Annotated in this window: 20 protein-coding genes; 12 read left to right on the top strand and 8 right to left on the bottom strand. The window is 66.3% G+C overall.

What is annotated here, in order from left to right; translation table 11 throughout:
- Positions 1-63 precede the first annotated feature (63 nt).
- The gene (locus tag FHD67_RS06330) at positions 64-651 is read left to right on the top strand and encodes a sulfotransferase family protein (protein ID WP_139598203.1); all 588 of its coding nucleotides are present in this window, start codon (positions 64-66) and stop codon (positions 649-651) included.
- An 8-nt stretch (positions 652-659) separates the two neighbouring features.
- Here the strand turns inward: FHD67_RS06330 and FHD67_RS06325 are convergent, their stop codons facing one another.
- Positions 660-2774 carry an ATP-binding protein gene (locus FHD67_RS06325; protein WP_139598202.1) on the bottom strand — a complete coding sequence of 705 codons (2115 nt, stop codon included), beginning with the start codon at positions 2772-2774 and terminating at the stop codon, positions 660-662.
- A gap of 63 nt (positions 2775-2837) precedes the next feature.
- Positions 2838-3986, bottom strand: coding sequence for an RsmB/NOP family class I SAM-dependent RNA methyltransferase (locus FHD67_RS06320; RefSeq protein ID WP_139598201.1), 1149 nt, complete (start codon positions 3984-3986; stop codon positions 2838-2840).
- 250 nt (positions 3987-4236) lie between these two features.
- Between FHD67_RS06320 and katG the strand changes: the two genes are divergently transcribed.
- Positions 4237-6423, top strand: a complete 2187-nt coding sequence (katG, locus tag FHD67_RS06315; RefSeq protein WP_045999604.1) for a catalase/peroxidase HPI — start codon at positions 4237-4239, stop codon at positions 6421-6423.
- An 88-nt stretch (positions 6424-6511) separates the two neighbouring features.
- Here katG and guaB read toward each other — a convergent pair whose 3' ends face one another.
- Complete coding sequence (gene guaB / locus FHD67_RS06310; protein WP_045981235.1) at positions 6512-7960, bottom strand: IMP dehydrogenase; 1449 nt, start codon at positions 7958-7960, stop codon at positions 6512-6514.
- A gap of 211 nt (positions 7961-8171) precedes the next feature.
- Between guaB and FHD67_RS06305 the strand changes: the two genes are divergently transcribed.
- The 6 genes from FHD67_RS06305 (at position 8172) to FHD67_RS06280 (ending at position 14250) form a co-directional block, all read left to right on the top strand.
- Positions 8172-9329: an outer membrane protein transport protein gene (locus tag FHD67_RS06305; RefSeq protein WP_045999062.1), complete on the top strand. Its 1158-nt coding sequence runs from the start codon at positions 8172-8174 to the stop codon at positions 9327-9329.
- A 304-nt stretch (positions 9330-9633) separates the two neighbouring features.
- On the top strand, positions 9634-10497 hold the full coding sequence (locus tag FHD67_RS06300; RefSeq protein ID WP_045981237.1) for a hypothetical protein: 864 nt from the start codon (positions 9634-9636) through the stop codon (positions 10495-10497).
- Between the two features lies 1 nt (position 10498).
- A complete protein-coding gene (locus FHD67_RS06295; protein ID WP_045981238.1) occupies positions 10499-11425 on the top strand; it encodes a homoserine O-succinyltransferase in 927 nt (308 codons plus the stop codon).
- 4 nt (positions 11426-11429) lie between these two features.
- A complete protein-coding gene (gene ppk2 / locus FHD67_RS06290) occupies positions 11430-12314 on the top strand; it encodes a polyphosphate kinase 2 (protein ID WP_139598200.1) in 885 nt (294 codons plus the stop codon).
- 58 nt (positions 12315-12372) lie between these two features.
- Complete coding sequence (locus FHD67_RS06285; protein ID WP_127898645.1) at positions 12373-13116, top strand: SDR family NAD(P)-dependent oxidoreductase; 744 nt, start codon at positions 12373-12375, stop codon at positions 13114-13116.
- Positions 13117-13212: 96 nt separating this feature from the next.
- Entirely contained in the window at positions 13213-14250 is a 1038-nt protein-coding gene (locus FHD67_RS06280; protein ID WP_139598199.1) for an ABC transporter substrate-binding protein, read from the top strand.
- Positions 14251-14279: 29 nt separating this feature from the next.
- Here the strand turns inward: FHD67_RS06280 and FHD67_RS06275 are convergent, their stop codons facing one another.
- The gene (locus FHD67_RS06275) at positions 14280-14639 is read right to left on the bottom strand and encodes a Rieske (2Fe-2S) protein (RefSeq protein WP_246071248.1); all 360 of its coding nucleotides are present in this window, start codon (positions 14637-14639) and stop codon (positions 14280-14282) included.
- Positions 14640-14676: 37 nt separating this feature from the next.
- Complete coding sequence (gene hppD, locus FHD67_RS06270; RefSeq protein ID WP_139598198.1) at positions 14677-15789, bottom strand: 4-hydroxyphenylpyruvate dioxygenase; 1113 nt, start codon at positions 15787-15789, stop codon at positions 14677-14679.
- 128 nt (positions 15790-15917) lie between these two features.
- Here hppD and FHD67_RS06265 point away from each other — a divergent pair, with 128 nt between their 5' ends.
- From FHD67_RS06265 to metH, 3 genes are all read left to right on the top strand, one after another.
- On the top strand, positions 15918-16370 hold the full coding sequence (locus FHD67_RS06265) for an Lrp/AsnC family transcriptional regulator (protein WP_139598197.1): 453 nt from the start codon (positions 15918-15920) through the stop codon (positions 16368-16370).
- Between the two features lie 96 nt (positions 16371-16466).
- Positions 16467-17504: a homocysteine S-methyltransferase family protein gene (locus FHD67_RS06260; protein WP_218062284.1), complete on the top strand. Its 1038-nt coding sequence runs from the start codon at positions 16467-16469 to the stop codon at positions 17502-17504.
- Positions 17497-20214, top strand: coding sequence for a methionine synthase (metH, locus tag FHD67_RS06255; protein ID WP_139598195.1), 2718 nt, complete (start codon positions 17497-17499; stop codon positions 20212-20214). Before FHD67_RS06260 ends, metH begins: the two co-directional genes overlap by 8 nt.
- A gap of 33 nt (positions 20215-20247) precedes the next feature.
- Here metH and betA read toward each other — a convergent pair whose 3' ends face one another.
- The 3 genes from betA to betI are packed head-to-tail and all read right to left on the bottom strand — an operon-like array spanning position 20248 to position 23871.
- The gene (gene betA, locus FHD67_RS06250) at positions 20248-21876 is read right to left on the bottom strand and encodes a choline dehydrogenase (RefSeq protein WP_139598194.1); all 1629 of its coding nucleotides are present in this window, start codon (positions 21874-21876) and stop codon (positions 20248-20250) included.
- Positions 21863-23308, bottom strand: a complete 1446-nt coding sequence (gene betB / locus FHD67_RS06245; protein WP_139598193.1) for a betaine-aldehyde dehydrogenase — start codon at positions 23306-23308, stop codon at positions 21863-21865. The genes betA and betB overlap by 14 nt, the downstream gene beginning before the upstream one ends.
- Entirely contained in the window at positions 23305-23871 is a 567-nt protein-coding gene (gene betI, locus FHD67_RS06240; RefSeq protein ID WP_139598192.1) for a transcriptional regulator BetI, read from the bottom strand. Before betI ends, betB begins: the two co-directional genes overlap by 4 nt.
- 87 nt (positions 23872-23958) lie before the next feature.
- On the opposite strand from betI, the gene choX reads away from it, so the two are divergent.
- Positions 23959-24900, top strand: coding sequence for a choline ABC transporter substrate-binding protein (choX, locus tag FHD67_RS06235; protein ID WP_139598191.1), 942 nt, complete (start codon positions 23959-23961; stop codon positions 24898-24900).
- Positions 24901-24924: the final 24 nt, after the last annotated feature.

Raw genomic sequence — 24924 nt, 5'->3', positions numbered from 1 at the left:
CCTTTGGCAGGCCCGCTATCCAACGCCTCCGTGCATCTGCAACACCATGATCGGACGACAGGCATGCTGATATTCTGGGACCAGAGACTGGTGTTTCTCGCCACGCCCAAGGCCGGCTCGACGGCGATCGAGGTTGCGCTCGAGTCGCTGGCCTCTGCGTCGCTGCTACGACCGGACGCGCTCAAGCACACTGATATCGCCACCTATCGCCGCTTCGTCGGCCCTTGGCTTTCCGCGCAGACCGGTGCGGATTTCACCACGGTCGCCCTGATGCGAGAGCCGGTGGACTGGCTGCGCAGCTGGTACCGCTTCAAGCTGCGCGACGATCACGACGATCCGCGCCATGCCATGGACGGCATCAGCTTTTCCGATTTCGCGGCGCGTTACGCCGCAGGCCAGCACCCCGAAATCGGCAGCCAGAGCGCTTTCCTGACGGACGGCGATCATCGCGTCGACTGCATCTTCCGCTATGAGGACATCGCCAGCTTCGTGGATTTCCTAGAGACGCGACTTGATTGCGCGATCGAGCTACCGCGCATCAACGTGCCGCCCAGTGTCGACGTCCATCTGCCGGAACCGGCCGAGGCGCAGCTGCGCCACGCCATGGCCCGCGATCTGGACGTCTACGCGTCCTTGTACAGCCGCGGCTGATCCGCGCGTCAGTGCAGCCGGTCGCTGCCCGATGGGCGCGTCAGCTGCATCTCGACCATCTGCGTCAGCTCGGTCAACGTGAACGGCTTGGCCAAGAACGATGCGTCTGCAATGGGCACCTGTCCGTCCACGAAGATGTCCTCGGTATATCCGGACATGAAGATGACCTTGGCGGAAGGCAGCATCCGCCGCCCCTCGCGGACCCAGGTGGGGCCGTCCATGCCGGGCATCACGACATCGGTGACGAAAATGTCGACCGGACCGTCGCGCCCTTCCAGAAGGCTCAGCGCGGCCTCTCCCGATCCGGCCTCAAGGACGTCATATCCCTTCAGCTTCAGGGCACGCGCGGCAAACGCGCGGACCGGCGCCTCGTCCTCGACCAGCAGCACGGTCGCCTTGGGGCCGGTCTGCAGCTGCGGGGTGGGCCGGGGCACCGGACGCGCGGCGGGAACTGCTGCGATCTGGGCGCGGGCATGGGCCGGGAAATAGAGCGAGAAGGTCGTCCCTTCGCTCAGCACGCTGTCACAGAAGATGAAACCGCCGGTCTGCTTGACGATGCCATAGGCCGTCGACAGGCCCAGCCCCGTCCCCTCGCCCGTGCGCTTGGTGGTGAAGAACGGCTCGAAGATCTTGCCAAGATGATCCGGCGCGATGCCGCAGCCGTGGTCGCGCACGATGATGCGGACATAGTCGCCCTTGGGCAGCGTGACCTGGTCGCGGGTCATCGCCTCGGACAGGTAAAGGTTTTCGGTGCGCACGGTGATGTCGCCGCCTTGCGGCATGGCATCGCGGGCGTTGACGACAAGGTTCATGATGACCTGCTCCAGTTGCCGCTTGTCGGCGCGGATGGCGCGCAGCGCCGGATCGTAGGTGATGGTCAGGCCCACCCGTTCCCCCACCAGCCGGTTCAGCAGGTGGGTCAGGTCGGCCAGCGTGTCTCGCAGGTCCAGCGTCTCCAGCCGCAGCGTCTGCTTGCGTGAAAACGCCAGCAGCTGTCCGACCAGCGCCGCCGCGCGGTTGGCGTTCTGGCTGATCTGGTCCAGGTCGGCATAATCCGGATCGCCCTTGTCGCGTTTGAGCATCAGCAGATCGCAATGCCCGCTGATCGCGGTCAGCAGGTTGTTGAAATCATGTGCGACGCCACCTGCCAGCTGGCCAATGGCCTGCATCTTCTGGCTTTGCACGAACTGCGCCTCCAGCGTCTTGAGGGCGCTGGCATCGGTCAGCACGGCGATCATGCGGCCAGCCTCTGCCGGGTCGCGCGCCAGCGACAGCTGGAAATAGCGGTCGCGCATCTCTCCCTGGCGGCTGTCGGGGTGGCGCAGGCGCAGCATTTCCGTTCCGTTGGTGGCGCGCCCGGCGCACATGTCGGAAAGCCAGTCCGCCAGCGGGCGTCCCGGCCCTTCCAGCAGTTCGGCCAGGTTCTGGCCCTCGTCCGCCAGCATGCCGTCCAGCAGATGACGCGCGGCGGCATTGGCGCGGCAGATGCGGCCGTCGGTCGCCAGACGCAGCAGCGCGACGGGAATGGCGTCGAAATCATCGGCGGGGGGCTGGTCCTCCTCCATCGCCAGGGCCAGTTCGAACCCATCGGGCTGGACCCCGGCGCGGTGCAGCGACCAGATCTGCAGCGGCGCGTCGGGCAGGCAGGACAGCGACAGGATCTCTCCCTCGGCCAGTTCCAGATCGGCATTGCCCACCCGCAGCGCACGGGCGGTCAGGTCGGCCAGCTGCCCTTCAGCATCGGCGCGCAGGCGCGCGATCAGCGACAGGACCGGGCGACCGGTCAGGTCCTCGAACTCGGTCCGGGCGGCCTCGTTCTGGAACAGCACCTGGCCGCGGGCATCGCACATCCAGATCGGGTCGGCGGCTGTCGCCACCTCTCCCCTGATGGCGCGCAGGGCCTTGCGGGCTGATAGTCCGCGCGCCAGGTGACCCACGGCGACCGCGCCCCCCAGCAGGTACCACGCCACCGCGACCGTCGAGGCAAGCACGGCCGCCGTCCCGGTCGCGGCGCCCGGTCGCGCCATCAGCACGGCCGCCCCCAGCACCATCGGCGCCAGCAGCAGCGGCAGCGCCGCCAGCGCCCCGCGCGGCAGGCCCGCCTGTTCGTCAAGATGCGCCATCGCGAATCGTCCCTTGTTCCGTCCGATCCTGCGCAGCGTAGCGCGGCTTTGCTTAAATTTGCGTTAACCCTGTCGCAGCTGGGCCAGAAAGAACCCGTCGCCCCCGGTCAGGGGTGTCCATGCCTGCTGGTCGATGCGCCGGAAACCGGGATGACGCGACAGGAACGCGTCCACCTGATCGCCGTTCTCGGCCTCAAGGAGGGAACAGGTCATGTAGGCCAGCAGACCGCCGGGCGCGACCAGTGCCGCCACCTGATCCAGGATGCGGGCCTGCAGCGCCACGAGGTCGCTCAACTGCGCCGCGGTCAGACGCCATTTCGCGTCGGGCGTCCGCCGCCATGTCCCTGATCCTGAACAGGGAACGTCGGCGACCACCAGGTCGAATGTCCCGCGCGGCTGCGTCTGGATCTGGACCTTGGCCCCCGCGCGGGCGGCACGGGCGGGCAGATCGGCCATGCGGGCCGGGGCCACGTCATGGGCGGACACCTGCATGCCCGGCTGCCGCGCGGCCAGGGCCAGCGCCTTGCCGCCGCCCCCCGCGCAATAGTCCAGGACCCGCAGGCCGGGCGCCAACGGCAGCCGCGCGCAGGCCATCTGCGGCGACAGGTCCTGCAACTCGACCAGGCCGTCCAGATAGGCGCTGGACCGCGCGACCAAGCGGTCGCCCGTCACGACCCGCAGGGCCGATGCAAGCTGGGGCGCGGCCTCGACCGTGATCCCGTCGGCCGCCAGCACCGCCGCCGCCTGTTCGGGCGTCGCGCGCGACCCGTTCACGCGCAGCCAGACCGGCGCACGCTGCGTCATGGCCAGCGCCACGGCATCGGCCTGATCGCCCAGGGCCTGCCGCCAGGCCGGGCGCAACCAGTCGGGCAGGTCGTCGGGCAGCGGGTCGGGGGGAACCACGGCGGCCTCGGCCCCCGTCAGGGGGGCCGGTGCGTGGCCTTCTCCGGTGAAGATCGCGTCCAGCGATGGACCGGATTGGCGGACATGGCCGATCATCAGCTCCCGCCCCGTCAGACCCCCGCCCAAGGCGGCAAGACTGTCGCGCTGCCGCAGGGCACCGAAGACCAGATCGCGCAGGGCGGCCCGGTCCCCCGACCCTGCAAAGCGGCTGGCACGCGACCAGCGCAACAGCGCCTGTTCCGCGGGGCTGCCGGCAAGGATCTGGTCCAGAACGGTTATGGCGGCGCTGATGCGGGCGGCGGGCGTCACGACGTCGCCAGTCCGAAAAGGGTTTGATGGGTCATGGGTGCCCTTGGCTGATCTGTCAGGTCATCTGCCTATCATGATGACGCGGGACCGGGCCAGCCCCATCAGCATTCCTGACGGTGTCGATCAGATAATCGAAATTTACCTGATGCGTTAACCAAGCTACTGTCCGGCCATGACGAATCGCCCGCGATGCGACCGGTCCGCGGCATGCCGCCGGACCGCCCGCATGGCCCGCAAGATGGAGATGATGATGGACGGCAACCCGATGAACAGCGCCGGCAAATGCCCTGTGATGCATGGCAGCCATACCTCGACCGCGGCGTCGAACACCGACTGGTGGCCCAGTGCGCTGAATTTCGACATCCTGCACCAGCATGACCGCAAAACGAATCCGCTTGGCCCCGATTTCAACTATCGCGAACAGCTGAAGTCGCTGGACGTCGAGGCGCTGAAGAACGACATCCGCGCCCTGATGACCGACAGCCAAGAGTGGTGGCCCGCCGACTGGGGCAGCTATGTCGGCATGTTCGCGCGCGTCACCTGGCATGCGGCGGGGTCCTATCGCTTGGGCGACGGTCGGGGCGGTGCGGGCACCGGCAACCAGCGTTTCGCGCCGCTGAACAGCTGGCCCGACAACAACAACACCGACAAGGGTCGCCGCCTGCTGTGGCCGATCAAGAAGAAGTACGGCAACAAGATCAGCTGGGCCGACCTGATCGTGCTGGCCGGGACCATCGCCTATGAGCAGGCAGGTCTGAAGACCTTCGGCTTTGCCTTTGGCCGCGAGGACATCTGGCATCCCGAGAAGGACATCTACTGGGGCGCCGAGAAGGAGTTCCTGGAGGGGTCTGAAAGCCGCTATGCGGACGTGACCAAGCCCGACACGATGGAGAACCCCCTGGCCGCCGTGCAGATGGGGCTGATCTACGTGAACCCCGAGGGCGTGAACGGTCAGCCCGACCCGGCAGCCACCGCCCAGCACATCCGCGAGACCTTTGCCCGGATGGCCATGAACGACGAGGAGACCGTCGCCCTGACCGCCGGCGGCCACACCATCGGCAAGAGCCACGGCAACGGCCGGGCCGAGAATATGGGGGCCGAGCCAGAAGGCGCGGCGCTGCACGAGCAGGGCCTGGGCTGGAACGCGCAGGAAGGCCGCCGCGGCATCGGCCGCGACCAGATGGTCAGCGGCATCGAGGGCGCCTGGACCAGCAACCCCACCAAGTGGGACATGGGCTATTTCGACATGCTGTTCGGCCATGAGTGGGAGCTGCGCAAGTCGCCCGCAGGCGCCTGGCAGTGGGAGCCCGTGGACATCAAGCCCGAGGACATGCCCGCCGATGTCGAGGATCCATCGATCCGGACCATGCCGATCATGACCGACGCGGACATGGCGATGAAGGTGGACCCCGTCTATCGCGCCATCTGCGAGAAGTTCATCGCCGATCCGGCAAGCTTCGACGACGCCTTCGCCCGCGCCTGGTTCAAGCTGACCCACCGCGACATGGGTCCCAAGGCACGCTATGTCGGGCCCGACGTGCCGTCCGAGGACCTGATCTGGCAGGATCCGGTTCCAGCGGGCCGGACCGATTACGACGTCGAGGGCCTCAAGGCGCGGATCGCGGCGACCGACCTGACCGTGGCCGAAATGGTGGCGACGGCCTGGGACAGCGCGCGGACCTTCCGCGGGTCCGACCTGCGCGGCGGTGCCAACGGCGCCCGCATCCGTCTGGCCCCGCAGAAGGACTGGGCCGGCAACGAACCCGAGCGTCTGGCCCGCGTCCTGTCCGTCCTGCAGCCCATCGCCGATGAGGCCGGCGTGCCACTGGCCGATGTCATCGTGCTGGCCGGCAATGTCGGCATCGAGAAGGCCGCGCAGGCGGCGGGCCACGCGATCACCGTGCCCTTTGCCCCCGGCCGCGGCGACGCGACCGAAGAGCAGACCGATGCGGCATCCTTCGACGCGCTGGAGCCGGTGCATGACGGGTTCCGCAACTGGCTGAAGGCCGATTTCGCCGTCAACGCCGAGGAACTGCTGCTGGATCGTGCGCAGCTGCTGGGCCTGACCGCGGCCGAGATGACCGTCCTTCTTGGCGGGCTGCGGGTGATCGGCGCCAACCATGGCGGGTCCAAGCTGGGCGTGCTGACTGACCGCGAAGGCGCGCTGACGCAGGACTTCTTCGTCAACCTGACGGACATGGCCAACCGCTGGACCAAGGCCCAAGGCGACGCCGAGGTCTATGAGATCCGCGACCGCAAGACCGACGCCGTCCGCTGGCAGGCGTCGCGCGTGGACGTGACCGTGGGCTCGAACTCGATCCTGCGCAGCTATGCCGAGGTCTATGCCCAGGACGACAACGCCGAGAAGTTCGTTCGTGATTTCGTCGCCGCCTGGGTCAAGGTGATGAACGCCGACCGATTCGACATCGCGGCCTGATCCGGCAGGGGCGCATCCGTGCGCCCCGACCGACCATGACAAAGGCGGCCCCCTTGCGGGGGCCGCCTTTTCGCTGTGATGCCGATGTTCAGCCCAGACGGTAGTTCGGGCTTTCGCGCGTGATCTGCACGTCGTGGACGTGGCTTTCCTTCAGCCCTGCCCCGGTGATGCGGACGAACTGGCAGTTGGTGCGCATCTCGGCGACAGTGGCACAGCCGGTATAGCCCATCGCGGCGCGCAGGCCGCCGACCAGCTGGTGCACCACGGCGTTGGCCGTCCCCTTGTAGGGCACCTGCCCCTCGATCCCCTCGGGGACCAGCTTGTCGCTGGCCGCGTCCTTCTGGAAATAGCGGTCGGCCGATCCGCGCGCCATCGCGCCCAGCGAGCCCATCCCGCGATAAGACTTGAAGCTGCGGCCTTGGTAAAGGATCACCTCCCCGGGGCTTTCGTCGGTGCCGGCGATGGCGCTGCCGACCATGGCGCAGCTGGCGCCCGCGGCGATGGCCTTGGCGAAATCGCCGCTGAACTTGATGCCGCCGTCAGCGATGATCGGGATGTCGCCCGCACCGGCCACGGCATCCATGATCGCGGTCAGCTGCGGCACTCCCACGCCCGCCACGATCCGCGTGGTGCAGATCGAGCCCGGCCCGATGCCGACCTTGACCGCATCCGCGCCTGCGCCGATCAGCGCGCGCGTGGCCTCGGTCGTGGCGACGTTGCCGGCAACCACCTGCACGCCCTCGCGGAACGCCTTGACCCGTTCGACCGCGCGCGCGACGCCTGCGGAATGGCCGTGGGCCGTGTCGATCACGACCATGTCCACGCCGGCCTCGATCAACGCGCAGCTGCGCTCGAAGCCCTCGTCGCCCACGGTGGAGGCTGCGGCCACGCGCAGGCGGCCCAGGTCGTCCTTGCAGGCCTGCGGGTTCAGCACGGCCTTTTCGGTATCCTTCAGCGTCAGAAGGCCGGTCAGCTTGCCCGACCCGTCGGTGACCAGCAGCTTTTCGATCCGGCGCGCCTTCATTAGGCTGATCGCCTCGGCCCGGTCGGCCGGTTCGCGCAGGATGGCCAGGTTGTCCGACGACATCATGGCTCGCACCGGGGTGCGCATGTCGCTGGCGAACCGCATGTCGCGGTTGGTCACGATCCCCAGCACGCGCCCGTCCGCATCGACGACCGGAAAGCCGGTGACGTTGTATCGGTCCTGCAGCGCCTTGGCATCGGCCAGGGTCTGGTCCGGCGTCAGGGTGATCGGGTTGTAGACGATGCCGCTCTCGAACCGCTTGACGCGGCGGACCTCGTCGGCCTGCTGCTCGGTCGTCAGGTTGCGGTGGATCACGCCCATGCCGCCGGCCTGCGCCATCGCTATGGCCATGCGGCTTTCGGTGACCGTGTCCATAGCGGATGACAGCAGCGGAATGTTCATCCGGATCGACCGGGTGACATGGGTGGTCACGTCAGCGGTCGAGGGAAGCACCGTCGATGCTGCCGGAACCAAAAGAACGTCGTCGAATGTGAGGGCCTCACGAATCTGCATGGGGGGTGTCCTTGCGGCAATCTCGTTTGGCAGTTTCCCCTTTCACGCCCTGTCCACTTTGTCCAGCCCGCACGCAGGCGTTGCACGGACGACACGGCATACGGGCAGACATGACGCGGACGTCACGTCAGCGTGTTTGAGTAATTGATCGATAACGTTCGTGCGCTACGGTGGGTTCCGGGGGCGGTTCGCCCGACCGAGGGAGGATGACATGAAATTCGCAATCACGAGCATGGCCGCGCTGCTGGCGGGAACCGCGCCACTGCTGGCCGGGGGGATCGAACGCGCGCCCCAGTCACTGAACATCCTGTTCGAACAGGGCAATTACGCGGAACTCAGCTTCGGCGGCGCCGACCCGACCGTCGAAGGCCCGGACAGCCCTCCCGTGGGCGCACCGATCCCGCAGCGTAACACGGGTGACGTGGCAAACGGCTATGGGTTCGTGGGCCTGGGCTACAAGCACCAGTTCAACGACGCGCTGTCGGCCGCATTGATCATCGAACAACCCTTCGGCGCGGACGTGACCTACACCCCTGCCGCCGATGGGGGATCGTTCCTGCTGGGCGGCACCCGCGCGCGCGTCGATTCGACGACCGTGACCGCCCTGATGCGCTACAAGCTGCCCAACAACCTGTCGTTCCATGGCGGCCTGCGCGGCTCGCGCGCCGATGCCGAAGTGACGCTGAGCGGCGCGGCCTATGGTCCGATCAGCGGCTACAACGTGCAGTTGGACCAGGACTGGGGCGTCGGCTTCGTGGTCGGCGCCGCCTATGAGATTCCCGACATCGCGGGTCGCGTCTCGCTGACCTACAACTCCAAGGTCGAACATCAGTTCGACACGGTCGAGAGCGTGAATGGCACCATCCTGGGACGTTCCACCACGACCGTCGACACCCCGGAATCGCTGACCCTCGAAGCGCAGACCGGCGTCGCTGCGGACACGCTGGTCTTCGGCAGCATCCGCTGGGTCAACTGGTCGGAGTTCACCGTGAACCCGCGCATCTTCTCCCGCGCACCCACCGCGACGGATCCGCTGGGCTTCAACGTCACGGACGGCCTCGTGTCGCTGGAGGACACGACGACCTATACGCTCGGCGTCGGTCGCAAGTTCAACGAGACATGGTCCGGCTCCGCAGCGCTTGTCTACGAGCCGGAGAACGACGATCTGGTCTCGCCCCTGGCGCCGACCAACGGTCGCCTCGGCCTGACGCTGGCCGCCGTCTACACCATGGACAACATGAAGATCACCACGGGGATCAACTACTCCAAGCTGGGCGACGCGCGTCCCCAGACCGGCGGCGAACCCCGTGCACAGATGGAAGACAGCGACCTGCTGGGGATTGGCATCCGCATCGGCTACAGCTTCTGATCGCCGCCTGACCTTAGGTCACCGATCGGCCCTGTCTCCGCGACAGGGCCGTTTTTCGTTGGACGGCAACCCTGTGGTGGTGGGCGGCGACATCGTCCAAACGCCCCTGCGCGGGGGATAGGCCGACGATGCGCAACGAACTGGCGGAATGCCGCGACGGTGGGGGGTCCGGGGGGCTGGCCCCCCGGCCTGCGCGGGACGCAGAGGGTCCTGCGCGACGCGGCGTGGTACGCCCGTGCGGTCGGCCTCTTTCCATGCCGCATGCATGCGATTACCTAGGGGCCGAGCAGGGAAAGGGCATGGGATGATCTATGGCAGCGCGGATGAATGGCGGGCCGCCGCGGGCAAGCGGGTCGTGCTTTTCGGCATGTCCGGCCTGGGCAAGACCTATCTGGCCTCGATGCTGCGGGACACGGGCGACTGGTTCCACTACAGCGTCGATTACCGGATCGGCACGCGCTACATGGGTGAATACATCGCCGACAATTTCAAGCGCGAGGCGATGAAGGTGCCGTTTCTGCGCGAATTGCTGATGTCTGACAGCGTGCATATCGCCAGCAACATCACCTTCGACAACCTGGCGCCGCTGTCCACCTATCTGGGCAAGCCCGGCAGCCCGTCGCGCGGGGGACTGCCCTTCGACGCCTATTGCCAGCGTCAGGACCAGCATCGCCGGGCCGAGATCGCCTCGCTTCTGGACACCCGACATTTCATGGACCGCGCCGGCGACATCTACGGCACGCCGCATTTCGTCTGCGACAGCGGCGGCTCGATCTGCGAGGTCGTGGATCCGGACGATCCCGACGACCCGGTCCTGACCGCCCTGTCGCGCGACCTGCTGCTGGTCTGGATCAAGGGCAGCGACGCGCATACCGCCGAACTGGTCCGCCGTTTCGACCGCGCGCCGAAGCCGATGTATTACCAGCCGCAGTTCCTGGAACGCGCCTGGATCGCCTATCGCGTGGAAAAGGGGCTGGAAGCTGACCAGGTGAACCCCGATGACTTCATCCGCTGGACCTATGCCCGGGCGCTGGCGCATCGCCAGCCGCGCTATGAGGCGATGGCCCGGCGCGGCGTCACCATCCTGGCCGAGGAGGTGGCGCAGATCCGCACCCCTGACGATTTCACCGACCTGATCGCGACCGCCATCGCGCGCAAGGATAGCTGACATGCCCATCACGTTGAATGAAAGCCTGCCCGCCTATCGCATCCTGTCCCAGGAAGGGGTGATGGTCATGTCGCCGGGTCGTGCAGCGACCCAGGACATCCGTCCTCTGCGCATCGCGCTGCTGAACCTGATGCCCAAGAAGATCCAGACCGAGAACCAGTTCGCCCGGCTGATCGGCGCCACGCCGCTGCAGATCGACTTTCAGCTGATCCGCATGTCGGACCATGAAAGCCGCAACACCGCCGCCGACCACATGGAAAGCTTCTATCGACCGTTCCGCGACGTCGAGGCCAGCGGAGAGAAGTTCGACGGCCTGGTCATCACCGGCGCTCCGATCGAGCATCTGCCATTCGAGGACGTGACCTATTGGGACGAACTGACCCGCGTCTTTGCCTGGACGCAGACCCATGTGCATTCGACCTTCGGGGTCTGCTGGGGCGGCATGGCGATGGCGGCGCATTTCCACGGCCTGCCCAAGCACCCCCTGCCCGCCAAGGCGTTCGGCTGTTTCCGGCACACCAATCTGGCGCCGGCATCGCCCTATCTGCGCGGGTTCTCGGACGAGGTGCTGGTCCCGGTCAGCCGCTGGACCGAGGTGCGTCAGGACGACGTGGACGCCCGCCCTGCGCTGACCACCCTGCTGGCCAGCGCCGATGTCGGGCCGTGCCTGCTGGCCGATCCGGGGCATCGTGCCCTCTATGTCTTCAACCATTTCGAATATGACAGCACCACGCTCAAGGAGGAATACGACCGGGACGTCGCGGCGGGGAAACCGGTGAACGTGCCCGCCAACTATTATCCCGGCGACGATCCGACGCGGGCGCCCGCGAACCGCTGGCGCAGCCATGCGCACCTGCTCTACGGTAACTGGATCAACGAGATCTATCAGACGACATGGTACGACATGTCGCGCATCGGAGAGGGCTGAGCACATGGGCGCCGAACTGCCGGACCTGCCGCTGGTGGGCAAGATCACCGCCTATCTGCAGGACGAGGCCCCCGCGCCGATCCGCAAGGCGGTTCAGAAGGGGTCGTCCAAGGACATCCTGGACCCGGACTTCCCCTACAGCGCAGAGATGCCCAAGGCGGAATACGAACCGCAGATGGCTGCATTGCAGATGCAGCTGGTTCGCATGATGCATGATGTGATCGACAGCGGAAAGCGGCTGGTGGTCCTGTTCGAGGGGCGCGACGCCGCCGGCAAGGGCGGCACGATCGAGCGCGTGCGCGAAAACCTGAACCCCCGGTCGGCCAGCATCGTGGCCCTGCCCAAACCGAACGAGCGCGAGGCGGGCCAGTGGTATTTCCAGCGCTATGTCGACTGGCTGCCCGGCGCCGGAGAGATCGCCCTGTTCGACCGCAGCTGGTACAACCGCGGCGTAGTCGAACGGGTCTTCGGCTTTTCGACCGACACGCAGCGCGCGGCGTTCTTTCGCCAGCTGCCGGGGTTCGAACAGATGCTGGTCGACGACGGGATCATCCTGGTCAAGCTGTGGCTGAACGTGGGCCGCGCCGAACAGCTGCGGCGTTTCTTGGACCGCGAAAAGGACCCGCTGAAGCAGTGGAAGCTAAGCGGCATCGACGTGGACGGGCTGGCCCGGTGGGACGACTATACCGCGGCGATCCGCGACACGCTGGCGGCGTCCCATTCGCCGATCGCGCCCTGGACCGTGATCCGGTCGGACGACAAGCGCCGCGCCCGGATCGCCGCGATCCAGACCATTCTGGGCGCGGTCGATTATGCGGGCAAGGATCCGGCCGCCATCGGAACGCGCGACCCCCTGATCGCCGGCGGGCCGGAACTGCTGCGCGACTGATCTTGGCGCGCGCGCGCCCACGTGCCAGAACCCGACCGGAACATCCTGGGAGGGGATCATGGATCTGTCGAACTGCCGCGCCGTCGTGACCGGGGGCGCATCGGGCCTGGGTGCCGCCACCGCGGCGCATTTCCGCGACATGGGGGCGCAGGTCACCGTGCTGGACCGCGACCCGGCGGGCGCCGAAGCCGCATCCGCCATCGGCGCGCATTATGCCGTGACCGACGTCACCGACGAGGCCAGCGTGACGGCGGCGCTGGATCATGCCGTGGCGCGGATGGGGGGCATCGATGTCTGCGTGAACTGCGCGGGCGTGGTGGTGGGCGAAAAGACCCTGGGCCGCGACGGTCCGCACCGGCTGGACAGCTTTCGCCGCACGATCGAGGTCAACCTGATCGGCAGCTTCAACGTGCTGCGCCTGGCCGCCGAACGCATGGCCGCGAACGGGCGTGCCCAGAACGGCGTGATCGTGAACACGGCGTCCATCGCCGCCTTTGACGGGCAGAAGGGCCAGGCCGCCTATGCCGCCTCCAAGGCCGGTATCGCGGGCATGACGCTGCCGCTGGCGCGCGATCTGGCGGGACAGGGCATCCGCGTCTGCGCCATCGCGCCCGGCATCTTTGGCACGCCCATGCTCAAGGGCCTGCCCGCGGACGTGCAGGACAGCCTGGCGGCCGAGGTGACCTATCCCAAGCGGCTTGGCGATCCGACCGAATTCGCGCGGACCTGCGCCTTCATCGTCCAGAACGACTATCTGAACGGAGAGACGATCCGCGTCGACGGCGCATTGCGGATGCGCTAGGCACACAGGCCCATCACGGGCGCGCGAAACCCTTGCGCGCGCCCGCAGCCCGCCTTAGCGTTGTCGCAAATCCGACAACAGAGAGGCCAGTTTTTCATGCGCTTGCTGACCACCACCATCCTGGCCGCGGCGGCCCTGCCCGCCTATGCCGCCGACCGCGAACTGACGGTTTTCGATTGGGCCGGGTTCGAGGAGCCCTCGATCTTCCAGGCCTATGTGGACAAGCACGGCGACAGCCCGACCTATGCCTTCTACGGCGATGACGACGAAGCATTCCAGAAGGTCGCGTCGGGTTTCAAGGCGGACGTGATCCATCCCTGCAGCCAGATGGTCGGCAAGTACCGCGATGCCGGTCTGATCGAGCCTTGGGACACGTCGCGCATCCCGAACTTCGAGCAGATCGAGGAGCGGTTCCTGGACAGCGAGGTGTTCCGCGACGATCAGGGCGTGTGGTTCATCCCCACCGACTGGGGCGCCACCGCCATAGCCTACAACACCGAGACCGTGCCTGCCGAGGACGTGGCCAGCCTTGGCGTCTTCACCAACCCGAAATACCAGGGCCGCACCTCGCTGCCCGACAGTTCGGACGATGTCTGGGCGCTGGCCTATCTGGCGACCGGCGTGACCGACTGGTCCGAGGTGACCGACGAACAGTTCCAGGCCGCCGCCGCCTGGCTGCGCGAGGCGCATGCCAATGTCGCGGCCTACTGGGCCGACCCGTCCGAGCAGGCACAGCTGATGGCGTCGGGTGCGGTGGACGTGGCCTGGTCATGGAACGACGGTGTCGTCTATCTGCAGGCCGACAACTATCCGGTGGGCTTTCAGCGTGAGCCGGCGGAAGGGTCGTCGACCTTCTTCTGCGGCTACGTGAACGTCAAGGACGGTCCGGGCAGCGAAGACAAGGTCTATGACTTCATCAACGCCTGGCTGGAGCCGTCGGCCGCCAAGGCGCTGCTGGACACGATCGGTTATGGCCATACCTCGGCCGCGGCCATGGCGACCATTGCCGACGAACCCGCCGTCGCCGAAGGTCTGGCCGAGATCGACGCACCGGTCCTGGCCCAGACCCCGAATGACCCCGAACTGCGTCAGCGCCAGTTGGCTGAGTTCGAGAAGATCAAGGCCGGCTTCTGATCCCGGTCAGGGACCGCGCAAGAAACCTGTCAGAGGGCGATCACGATCTGGTCGCCCTGCTGCATGATCGGGACCGCATCCAGTCCGCATTCCGCACCGGCCACGACGCTGCCGGTCGACTTGTCGAAGCTTGCGCCATGTGCGGTGCACAGCAGCCGCAATCCATCCGCCGAAAGCAGCGTATCACTGCGGTAATCCAGCGGCAGGTACTGATGCGGACAGGCGTTCACATAGGCACGCAGCACGTCGCCGTCGCGCAGCACGATCATCGGAAACGACCCTCGGTCGGTTGTGACAGTCAGCGGATGGACGCCGGTGATCCGGGTCGCCGCGCAGACGTGCGTGCCAGGCGCCGGGGCGGTGCTGTAATCGGTCCAGGCCATGATCATCGGCGCGGCGGCCTCCCCGCCGCCGCGCCGCTCCTCCCTACTCGGCCGGGGTGGCGTCGAGAACGCCACGCCGGATCTGGTCTTCCTCGATGGACTCGAACAGGGCGCGGAAATTGCCCTCTCCGAACCCGTCGTCGCCCTTGCGCTGGATGAACTCGAAGAAGATCGGGCCGATCACCGTCTTCGAGAAGATCTGCAGCAGGATGCGCGTCTCTCCGCCACCCACGACGCCTTCGCCGTCGATAAGGATGCCGCGCGCCTTCATGCGGTCCAGCGGTTCGTCATGGTCCTTCACGCGGCGGTGCGACATCTCGTAATAGGTGTCGGGGGGGCCGGGCATGAACTCCATCCCGGCCTCGGCAATGCGGTCGGTCCCCGCATAGATGTCGTTCGAGGCGATGGCGATGTGCTGGATTCCCTCGCCCTTGTATTCGCGCAGGTATTCCTCGATCTGGCTGTGATCGTCGGTGCTCTCGTTGATCGGGATGCGGATCTTGCCGCAGGGCGATGTCAGGGCGCGGCTGACCAGACCGGTCTGCTTGCCCTTGATGTCGAAGAAGCGGATCTCGCGAAAGTTGAACGTGTCGTGATAGAACTTGTACCACGTGTCCATGTTGCCCCGGATCACGTTGTGGGTCAGGTGATCCAGATAGAAGAAGCCGAACCCTTCGGGGCGCGGGTCTGTCTCGCCGATCCAATTGTAATCCGCGTCATAGGCACTGCCCGCGTCCCCATAGCGGTCGATGAAATACAAAAGCGACCCGCCGATCCCCAGGACAGCCGGTGCCTCGATCGACTTGCCGGGCCCGGTGTATTCGGTGGCGCCAAGCTCAAGCGCGCGCTTCAGCGCGACCTGCGCGTCCACCACCCGCCACGCCATGGCCGGCGCGCAGGGGCCGTGTTCCGCGACAAAGCCGGCTGCATGGCTGTCCGCCTCGGCATTCAGCAGATAGTTGATGTCGCCCTGACGATAGAGCGTGATCGCCTTGGTCTTGTGGGTCGCCACGGGGGCGAACCCCATCTGCCGGAAGATGCGGTCCAGGACGGCCGGATCCGGATGGGCATATTCGACAAACTCGAACCCATCCGTTCCCGCGGGGTTGGCGGCACTTATCGTGGCCTTGGGGGCATCGTGGGGAAAGGGTCCCATGGCATTCCTCCTGATTGTTGCCACCATGATGCGCGTGGGCCGCTGCAATGTGCTTGCAAAGAGGATCACCCTGCGGCCAGAATTGCACGAAACGCGCATTGATTGCGCAATTGACGCATGGGTGATGCATGGACCGGTTCGACAGTGCAATCTTGTCTGCCCTGCAGCGCGACGGGGCTCTCAGCAACGCCGCATTGGCACAGATGGTGGGCCTGTCCGCCAGCCAGATCTCGCGCAGGCGCGCGGCCCTGGAGGAGGCCGGCGTGATAGAGGGCTATGCCGCGCGGCTGTCGGCCGCCAAATTGGGGCACGGGTTCCGGGCGGTGATCCGCGTCAACCTGCGCGGCCATGGCCAGGGACGCGAGGACGAATTCGCCCGCTTCGTGGCGGCACAGCCGATGATCCGGCAGGCGTTCTCGGTATCCGGCGATGCCGATTACGTTCTGGACGTGCGCGCCCGAGACCTGGAGGCCTTTGCCGATTTCGTCCATCGCCACCTGCTGCCGCACCCGCAGGTGGCGCAGGTCCGCTCCGAGATCGTTCTGAAGACGCTCAAGGATGAAGGCGGCGTTCCGGTCTGACCATGCGCCGCACTCATGATCTTGTCGAATACTATGAATTTGCCGATGAGACGCGGAACGCCTATATCACGAGCTGAAACCGAAAGGCCTGATCCCATGTCCCTGCCCCCATCCCCCGCCTTTGCGGCCCTGAACAAGGCCGCATCCGAACGCATCCTGATCCTGGACGGCGCGATGGGCACGCAGATCCAGGCCCTTGGCCTGGGAGAGGACGATTATACCGGCCACGGGTCCGGTCATGTCTGCCGTCATCACACCGACCACCCCCAGCAGGGCAACAACGACCTGCTGATCCTGACCCAGCCCGAGGCGGTCGAGGAGATCCATTACCGCTATGCGATGGCCGGCGCCGACATCGTCGAGACCAATACCTTTTCCGCGACCACCATCGCGCAGGCCGATTATGGTCTGGGCGAGGCCGTCCACGACCTGAACGTCGAGGGTGCCCGCGTCGTCCGCCGTGCACTGGACCGCGCGACGGCCCAGGACGGGCGGGCCCGTTTCGTCGCAGGCGCCATCGGGCCGACGAACCGCACCGCATCGATGAGCCCGGACGTCAACGACCCCGGATACCGCGCCGTGACGTTCGAGGACCTGCGTGCCGCCTATCTGCAGCAGGCCAAGGGTCTGATCGCCGGCGGTGCCGACATCCTGCTGATCGAGACGATCTTCGACACGCTGAACGCCAAGGCCGCGATCTTTGCCTGCATCCAGGCGATGGAGGAACACGGCCAGCGTCTTCCCATGATGATCTCGGGCACGATCACCGACGCGTCGGGGCGGACCCTGTCGGGCCAGACGCCGACCGCCTTCTGGCATTCCGTCCGCCATGCGAACCCCTGGACCATCGGCCTGAACTGCGCGCTTGGTGCCTCGGCCATGCGGCCGCATCTGGTCGAGCTGTCGGGCGTGGCCGACACGCTGATCTGTGCCTATCCCAATGCCGGCCTGCCCAACGCCTTCGGCCAGTATGACGAAGGCCCCCACGACACCGCCCCGCAGGTCGCCGAATTCGCGCGCGCGGGGCTGGTCAACGTGGTTGGCGGCTGCTGCGGCACCACGCCCGATCATATCCGCGCCATCGCCGATGCCGTGGCCCCCTTCGCCCCCAGAAAGGTGCCCGCCTATGCCTGATCGTTACCTGCGCCTGTCGGGCCTGGAGCCCTTTGTCCTGACGCCGGACATCCCCTTCGTGAACGTTGGCGAACGCACCAACGTCACCGGCTCCGCCCGTTTCCGCAAGCTGATCAAGGAACGCGACTATGCCACCGCGCTGGAGGTCGCCCGCGATCAGGTCGAGAACGGCGCCCAGATCATCGACATCAACATGGATGAGGGCCTGATCGATTCAAAGGCCGCGATGGTCGAATACCTGAACCTGCTGGCGGCCGAACCTGACATCGCGCGCGTGCCGATCATGATCGACAGCTCCAAATGGGAGGTGATCGAGGCCGGCCTGCAATGCGTGCAGGGCAAGCCGGTCGTCAACTCGATCAGCATGAAGGAGGGCGAGGAGCAGTTCCGCCATCAGGCGCGACTGTGCCTGGCCTATGGCGCGGCGGTCGTGGTCATGGCCTTCGACGAGCAGGGCCAGGCCGACACCGCCGCCCGCAAGATCGAGATCTGCCAGCGCGCCTACGACATCCTGGTGAACGAGGTGGGCTTTCCACCCGAGGACATCATCTTCGACCCCAACATCTTCGCGGTGGCCACGGGCATCGAGGAGCACAACAACTACGGCGTCGACTTCATCGAGGCGACGCGCTGGATTCGCCAGAACCTGCCCCATGCGCATGTGTCGGGCGGCGTATCGAACCTGTCTTTCAGCTTCCGCGGCAACGAGCCGGTGCGCGAGGCGATGCATGCCGTGTTCCTCTATCACGCCATCAAGGCGGGGATGGACATGGGCATCGTCAATGCGGGCCAGCTGGCCGTCTATGACCAGATCGACCCCGATCTGCGCGAGGCCTGCGAGGATGTCGTCCTGAACCGCCGCCCCGACGGCACCGAACGCCTGCTGGAGATCGCCGAGCGGTTCCGCGGCGACGGTCAGGGGGCCAAGCGCGAAAAGGACCTGTCCTGGCGCGAATGGCCGCTGGACAAGCGGCTGGAACATGCCCTGGTCAACGGCATCACCGAATATATCGAATCCGACACCGAAGAGGCCCGGCAGGCTGCCGAACGTCCGCTGCACGTGATTGAAGGCCCGCTGATGGCGGGGATGAACGTGGTGGGCGATCTGTTCGGCGCGGGCAAGATGTTCCTGCCGCAGGTGGTGAAATCCGCCCGCGTGATGAAGCAGGCCGTGGCCGTCCTTCTGCCCTACATGGAGGAGGAAAAGCGCCTGTCCGGCGGGACAGAGCGCGAGACCGCGGGCAAGATTCTGATGGCGACCGTCAAGGGCGACGTCCATGACATCGGCAAGAACATTGTCGGCGTCGTGCTGGCCTGCAACAATTTCGAGGTCATCGACCTGGGCGTGATGGTCCCGGCACAGAAGATCCTGCAGGTTGCCCGCGACGAGAACGTGGACATCGTCGGCCTGTCCGGCCTGATCACCCCGTCCCTGGACGAGATGGTGCACCTGGCCTCCGAGATGGAGCGCGAGGGAATGGACATTCCCCTGCTGATCGGTGGCGCCACGACATCCAAGATCCACACGGCGGTCAAGATCTCGCCCCGCTACACGCGCGGCCAGGCGGTCTATGTGACCGACGCCAGCCGGGCCGTGGGCGTCGCCTCCAACCTGCTGTCGACCGACCGCAAGGCCGCCTATGTCGACGAGATCCGGGCCGACTATGCCGCCGTCGCCGACCGGCACGAGCGGTCCGAGGCATCGAAATCGCGCCTGCCGCTGGCCAAGGCGCGCGACAATGCGCTGAAGATCGATTGGAGCGGCTATGTGCCCACCGCGCCGACCTTCACCGGTGCGCGGGTGATCCAGGATTGGGACCTGGCCCAGATCGCGCGCTATATCGACTGGACGCCGTTCTTCCAGACCTGGGAGCTGAAGGGCGTCTATCCGCGTATCCTTGACGACGAAAAGCAGGGCGAGGCCGCCCGCCAGCTGTTCACCGAGGCGCAGGAGATGCTGGCCCGGATCATCGACGGCCAATGGTTCAAGCCGCGCGCCGTGGTCGGTTTCTGGCCCGCGAACGCGGTCGGCGACGACATCCGCCTGTTCACCGGCGACGATCGGTCGGAAACGCAGGCCATGCTTCACACGCTGCGCCAGCAGGTCACCAAGCGTGGCGACCGGCCCAACGTGGCCCTGTCCGACTTCGTGGCGCCCGAAGGCATCCCCGACCATGTCGGCGGTTTCGTCGTCACGGCAGGCCCCGAGGAGGCAGAGATCGCCGCACGCTATGAACGCGCCAACGACGACTACGGCGCGATCATGGTCAAGGCGCTGGCTGACCGTATCGCCGAGGCGATGGCCGAGATGCTGCACGAACGCGTGCGGCGCGACTATTGGGGCTATGCCAAGGAGGAGGGCTTTGCGCCGGAGGAACTGGCGGCGGAACCCTATACCGGCATCCGTCCCGCGCCGGGCTATCCGGCCCAACCCGACCACACCGAAAAGCTGACGCTTTTCAAGTTGCTGGACGCGGAAGCTGCGACCGGCGTGACGCTGACGGAAAGCATGGCGATGTGGCCGGGATCGTCGGTTTCGGGCCTCTATATCAGCCATCCCGACAGCTATTACTTTGGCGTCGCCAAGATCGAAGAGGATCAGGCCCGCGATTACGCCGCGCGCAAGGGCTGGACCCTGGACGAGGCCGAACGTTGGCTGGCCCCGGTCCTCAACTATACCAAGCGTCAGGCAGAGGCCGACGCGGCATAAGGAAAGGCCCGCATCGCTGCGGGCCTTTCTTTGTCAGGCGCGCAGCATCTGGCGGCCCAAGATGTGATCGGCGGCCTTTTCGCCGGTCATGATCGACGGGCCGTTCAGATTGCCGTTGGTGATGCGTGGAAAGATCGAGCTGTCTGCCACGCGCAAACCCTCGACCCCGATCACGCGCAGTTCGGGGTCCACGACCGCGTCGGGATCGCTGGCCGTACCCATGCGGGCAGTACCGCAGGGATGATAGGCCGATTCCGCATGTTCGCGGATGAACGCGTCGATCTGTTCATCGGTCTGCACGGCATCGCCCGGCTGGATCTCGTCGCCGCGATATTCCTTGAACGCGGGGGCGTCAAAGATGCGGCGCGTATGGCGGACGCATGCCCGGAACTCCTCCCAATCCTCGGGTTGGGACATGTAGTTGAAGCGGATCTCGGGCGCCACGGACGGGTCGCCCGATGCCAGCCGGATGGTGCCGCGCGATTTCGACCGCATCGGCCCCACATGGGCCTGGAACCCATGACCCTTGGCCGCCGATTTCCCGTCATAACGGACCGCCAGCGGCAGGAAGTGATACTGGATGTCGGGATAGTCCTTGGCATCCGACGACCGGATGAAACCGCAGCTTTCGAACTGGTTCGATGCGCCAAGGCCGGTCTTCTGCAGCAGCCATTCGACACCCACGCGGCCTTTGCCCAGCAGGTTGTAATAGGTATACAGCGTCACCGGCTTCAGCGACTTGTACTGCATGTAGATCTCAAGATGGTCCTGCAGGTTGCCCCCGACGCCGGGACGATCCGCAAGCGGCGTGATGCCATGCTGGCGCAGGTGATCCGCAGGCCCGATGCCCGACAGCATCAGCAACTTGGGCGTGTTGATGGTGCTGGCCGAGATGATGACCTCGCGGTTCGCCAGAACGGCCTCGACCTTGCCGTTGCGTTCGATTTCAACGCCATAGGCGCGTTTACCTTGAAACAGGATGCGGTTCGCCAGACCGCGCACGACGGTCAGCAGGCCGGTCTTTTTCGCGGGACGCAGATAGGCATTGGCGGCGGACCAGCGGCGGCCCTTCCAGATGGTGGCCTCCATCGGGCCGAAACCCTCCTGCTGGGTGCCGTTGTAATCGTCCGTGCGTGGCCATCCTGCCTGGTGACCCGCCTCGATGAAGGTGTTGAACAACGGGTTCTTGCGCTTGCCGCGGGTGATGTGCAGCGGGCCGCTGGTGCCACGCACCGGCGACGTGCCGCCGTGCCAGGTCTCCATCCGCTTGAAATACGGCAGGACGCCCGCATAATCCCAACCTTCGGCACCGCTGTCGGCCCAATGCTGGAAATCCTTGGGGTTGCCGCGCACGAAGACCATGCCGTTGATCGACGACGATCCGCCGATGACCTTGCCGCGCGGCGTCGCCAGCTTGCGCCCGCCCAGATGCGGTTCCGGCTGGCTGGCAAAGCCCCAGTCATAGCGGCTCATGTTCATCGGATAGGACAGTGCGCCCGGCATCTGGATGAAGGGGCCGACATCGCTGCCGCCGAACTCGATCAGCGTGACGGTGCGTCCCGCCTCGGTCAGGCGATAGGCCAGGGCACAGCCGGCGCTGCCCGCGCCGATGATGACGTAATCCGCGTCCTTGGCGGCTTTCGGAAGATCAGTAGGGTGCATCGACGCCTCCCATGCCCACATAGACGGATTTCAGCTGGCTATAATGCTCGATCGCGGCAGCGGAGTTCTCGCGGCCCAGACCGGACAGCTTGACGCCGCCAAAGGGCATCTCGACCGGCGTCAGGTTGTAGGTGTTGATCCAGCAGGTGCCGGCCTCCAGCGCGGCGACCACGCGATGGGCGCGGGACAGGTCCTGGGTAAAGACCCCCGCGGCCAGGCCAAAGCCGGTGCCGTTGGCACGGGCGACCACCTCGTCCTCGTCGGCAAAGCTGAGGGCGGTCAGGACCGGCCCGAAGATCTCGTCCGTCGCGATAGTCATGTCGTCGGTGGCATCGGCAAAGACCGTGGGCGGGATGAACGGCCCCTCGCCCTCTCCGCCGCAGACCAGCCGGGCACCGGCGTCAAGCCCGGCGCGGATGGCGGCGCGGATCTTGTCGGCCTGGGCCGCATTGATGATCGGACCGTGATTGGTGTCCGGGTCCAGCGGATCGCCCATGCGGACGGCCTTCACACGCTCCGCCAGGCGGGCCAGGAAGTCCTCCTTGATACCCTCCTGCAGGAAGACGCGCGTCCCGTTGGAGCAGATCTGCCCCGAGCTGTAGAAGTTCGCCAGGATCGCGGCACTGACCGCGTCCTCAAGGTTCGCGTCGTCAAAGACGATCAGGGGGGACTTGCCGCCCAGCTCCATCGTGACATGCCGCATTCCTTCCGCGGCGGCCGCATAGACGCGGCGGCCGGTGGGCACCGAACCGGTCAGGGACACCTTGGCCACGTTGGGGTCGGCGACCAGCGCGGCACCGACATCGCCCCGGCCCTGCACCACGTTGAACACGCCCGGAGGCATCCCCGCCTCAATGAAGATTTCCGCCAGTTTCAAGGCCCCTAGCGGCGTTTCCTCGGACGGTTTGAAGACCATGGTGTTGCCCATGACCAAGGCCGGGGCGGCTTTCCAGCAGGCGATCTGGCTGGGATAGTTCCAGGCCCCGATACCTGCACAGACACCCAGGGCCTCGCGGCGGGTATAGGCCCAGTCCGCCCCCAGGGGGATCATCTGGCCCGTCAGCGTCGCCGCCAGACCCGCGAAATATTCCAGTGCCGCGGCACCCGACGGCCAGTCCGCCACCAGCGTCTCCTGGATCGGCTTGCCGGTGTCCAGGGTCTCAAGGCGCGCCAGTTCGTCATTGCGCTCAAGGATGATCGCGGCGGCGCGACCGAGGATGCGGCCCCGCTCGACGGGCGCCATTGCGGCCCATGCGGGCTGGGCGGCCTTGGCGGCGGCGCAAGCCTGGGCCACCTGGTCGGTCGATGCCTCCTTCAGCGTCGCGATGGTCTCGCCGGTCAACGCATAGCGGACGGGCAGGTCGGCACCCTGCCCTTCGACCGGCTTGCCGCCGATGAACAGGGATGCGGTGGGTTGTGCGGAAAGGCTCATGCAAGGGCCTCCTTCAGATAGGTCATGATGGTGTTCAGCGCCACATCGGCATCGGTCGGACCGGGGGTCAGGACCGCGCGCAGATAGACGCCGTCGATCAGCGCACCCAATGTCTCGGCGGTGCGCTCGGGGTGGTCGGTCAGGCCGCGCAGCGCCACGATCAGGTTCGAATGCAGCCGGCGGTGATAGACCCGCAACAGGCGCGCGGCCTCGGGAGAGTTCAGCGCAAGTGCGTAAAAATTGAGCCATGCACTGACCGTCTCGCGCTGAAAGTTCTGGGGCGCAAAGCTGGCGTGGATGATCGCATCCAAACGCCCCCGCGCACCCCGCCCCGGCAGGCGGTCATGGACCGTTTGCCCATAGCTGCGCAGGATATACCGCATCGCCGCCAGGAAGATCTGATCCTTGGATCCGAAGTAATGGTGGGCCAGCGCCGGCGACATGCCGGCACGTTTGGCGATTTGCGCGACGGTGACGTCCAGCGACCCCGCGCGCCCCACCTCGAAGATCGCGGCATTGATCAGCGCTGCTTTTCGGATAGGCTCGGCCCCGAGTTTCGGCATGATTGCACCTGCGGCGGAAGATTTCTGTTGCGTTGCCGTTTCCATGTAACGTTAATTGACTGAACAATCAAGAACAGGGAGCCCATCATGACCCTTTCCCGCATCCTCGCGGTCCTTGCGATGACGCCCGCGCTGGCGCTGCCCGCCACCGCACAGGAACCCGACAGCTGCCGAGAGGTGGTGTTTTCCGACGTGGGCTGGTCCGACATCACCGCGACCACGGCCATCGCGTCGACGGTCCTGCAGGCCCTGGGATACGAGACCGAGACACGCATCCTCTCGGTCCCGGTGACCTATACGGCGCTGTCCACGGACGACGTGGACGTGTTCTTGGGCAACTGGATGCCCACGATGGAGGCCGACATCGCCCCCTATCGCGACGCGGGCACGGTCGACACGGTGCGCACCAACCTGACCGGCGCGAAATACACGCTGGCCACAAACAAGGCCGGTGCCGACCTGGGGATTGCCGATTTCGCCGACATCGCCGCGCAAAGCGAGGCGCTGGACGGCAAGATCTATGGCATCGAGCCGGGGAACGACGGCAACCGCCTGCTGCTTGAGATGGTGGCGATGGACAAGTTCGACCTTGGCACCTTCGAGGTCGTCGAATCCAGCGAACAGGGCATGCTGGCCCAGGTCCAGCGCGCGACCAACAGCGATCAGCCGGTGATCTTCCTGGGATGGGAGCCCCACCCCATGAACGCCCAGTTCGAAATGACCTATCTGACCGGCGGGGATGAGATCTTCGGCCCCGATCTTGGCGGCGCCGAGGTTCGCACCAACACCCGCGCGGGATATGTCGCGGAATGTCCGAACGTGGGCAAGTTCCTGACCAACCTGGAGTTCACCCTGACCATGGAGAACGAGGTCATGGGCGCGATCCTGAACGACGGTCAGGATCCGATGGACGCCGCCCGCGACTGGCTTGCGGCCAACCCGGACGCGGCCACCCCCTGGCTGGTCGACGTGACCACCGCCGACGGCAACGACCCCCAGACCGCGCTGACCGAGGCGCTGGCGCAATGACCCCCCGCCCCGGCGCTGTGCCGC

This window comes from Paracoccus haeundaensis (assembly GCF_006239215.1).
GTDB lineage: Bacteria > Pseudomonadota > Alphaproteobacteria > Rhodobacterales > Rhodobacteraceae > Paracoccus > Paracoccus marcusii.
Note: the sequence above shows the minus strand (reverse complement) of the source record. Positions and strands in the feature narration are given on the sequence as shown.

Bases quoted from the DNA above. Each gene is read 5' to 3' on its own strand.
- FHD67_RS06330 (WP_139598203.1), top strand. From the start codon at position 64: ATGCTGATATTCTGGGACCAGAGACTGGTGTTTCTCGCCACGCCCAAG.
- FHD67_RS06325 (WP_139598202.1), bottom strand. From the start codon at position 2,774: ATGGCGCATCTTGACGAACAGGCGGGCCTGCCGCGCGGGGCGCTGGCG.
- katG (WP_045999604.1), top strand. From the start codon at position 4,237: ATGGACGGCAACCCGATGAACAGCGCCGGCAAATGCCCTGTGATGCAT.
- guaB (WP_045981235.1), bottom strand. From the start codon at position 7,960: ATGCAGATTCGTGAGGCCCTCACATTCGACGACGTTCTTTTGGTTCCG.
- FHD67_RS06305 (WP_045999062.1), top strand. From the start codon at position 8,172: ATGAAATTCGCAATCACGAGCATGGCCGCGCTGCTGGCGGGAACCGCG.
- FHD67_RS06300 (WP_045981237.1), top strand. From the start codon at position 9,634: ATGATCTATGGCAGCGCGGATGAATGGCGGGCCGCCGCGGGCAAGCGG.
- FHD67_RS06295 (WP_045981238.1), top strand. From the start codon at position 10,499: ATGCCCATCACGTTGAATGAAAGCCTGCCCGCCTATCGCATCCTGTCC.
- ppk2 (WP_139598200.1), top strand. From the start codon at position 11,430: ATGGGCGCCGAACTGCCGGACCTGCCGCTGGTGGGCAAGATCACCGCC.
- FHD67_RS06285 (WP_127898645.1), top strand. From the start codon at position 12,373: ATGGATCTGTCGAACTGCCGCGCCGTCGTGACCGGGGGCGCATCGGGC.
- FHD67_RS06280 (WP_139598199.1), top strand. From the start codon at position 13,213: ATGCGCTTGCTGACCACCACCATCCTGGCCGCGGCGGCCCTGCCCGCC.
- FHD67_RS06275 (WP_246071248.1), bottom strand. From the start codon at position 14,639: ATGATCATGGCCTGGACCGATTACAGCACCGCCCCGGCGCCTGGCACG.
- hppD (WP_139598198.1), bottom strand. From the start codon at position 15,789: ATGGGACCCTTTCCCCACGATGCCCCCAAGGCCACGATAAGTGCCGCC.
- FHD67_RS06265 (WP_139598197.1), top strand. From the start codon at position 15,918: ATGGACCGGTTCGACAGTGCAATCTTGTCTGCCCTGCAGCGCGACGGG.
- FHD67_RS06260 (WP_218062284.1), top strand. From the start codon at position 16,467: ATGTCCCTGCCCCCATCCCCCGCCTTTGCGGCCCTGAACAAGGCCGCA.
- metH (WP_139598195.1), top strand. From the start codon at position 17,497: ATGCCTGATCGTTACCTGCGCCTGTCGGGCCTGGAGCCCTTTGTCCTG.
- betA (WP_139598194.1), bottom strand. From the start codon at position 21,876: ATGCACCCTACTGATCTTCCGAAAGCCGCCAAGGACGCGGATTACGTC.
- betB (WP_139598193.1), bottom strand. From the start codon at position 23,308: ATGAGCCTTTCCGCACAACCCACCGCATCCCTGTTCATCGGCGGCAAG.
- betI (WP_139598192.1), bottom strand. From the start codon at position 23,871: ATGCCGAAACTCGGGGCCGAGCCTATCCGAAAAGCAGCGCTGATCAAT.
- choX (WP_139598191.1), top strand. From the start codon at position 23,959: ATGACCCTTTCCCGCATCCTCGCGGTCCTTGCGATGACGCCCGCGCTG.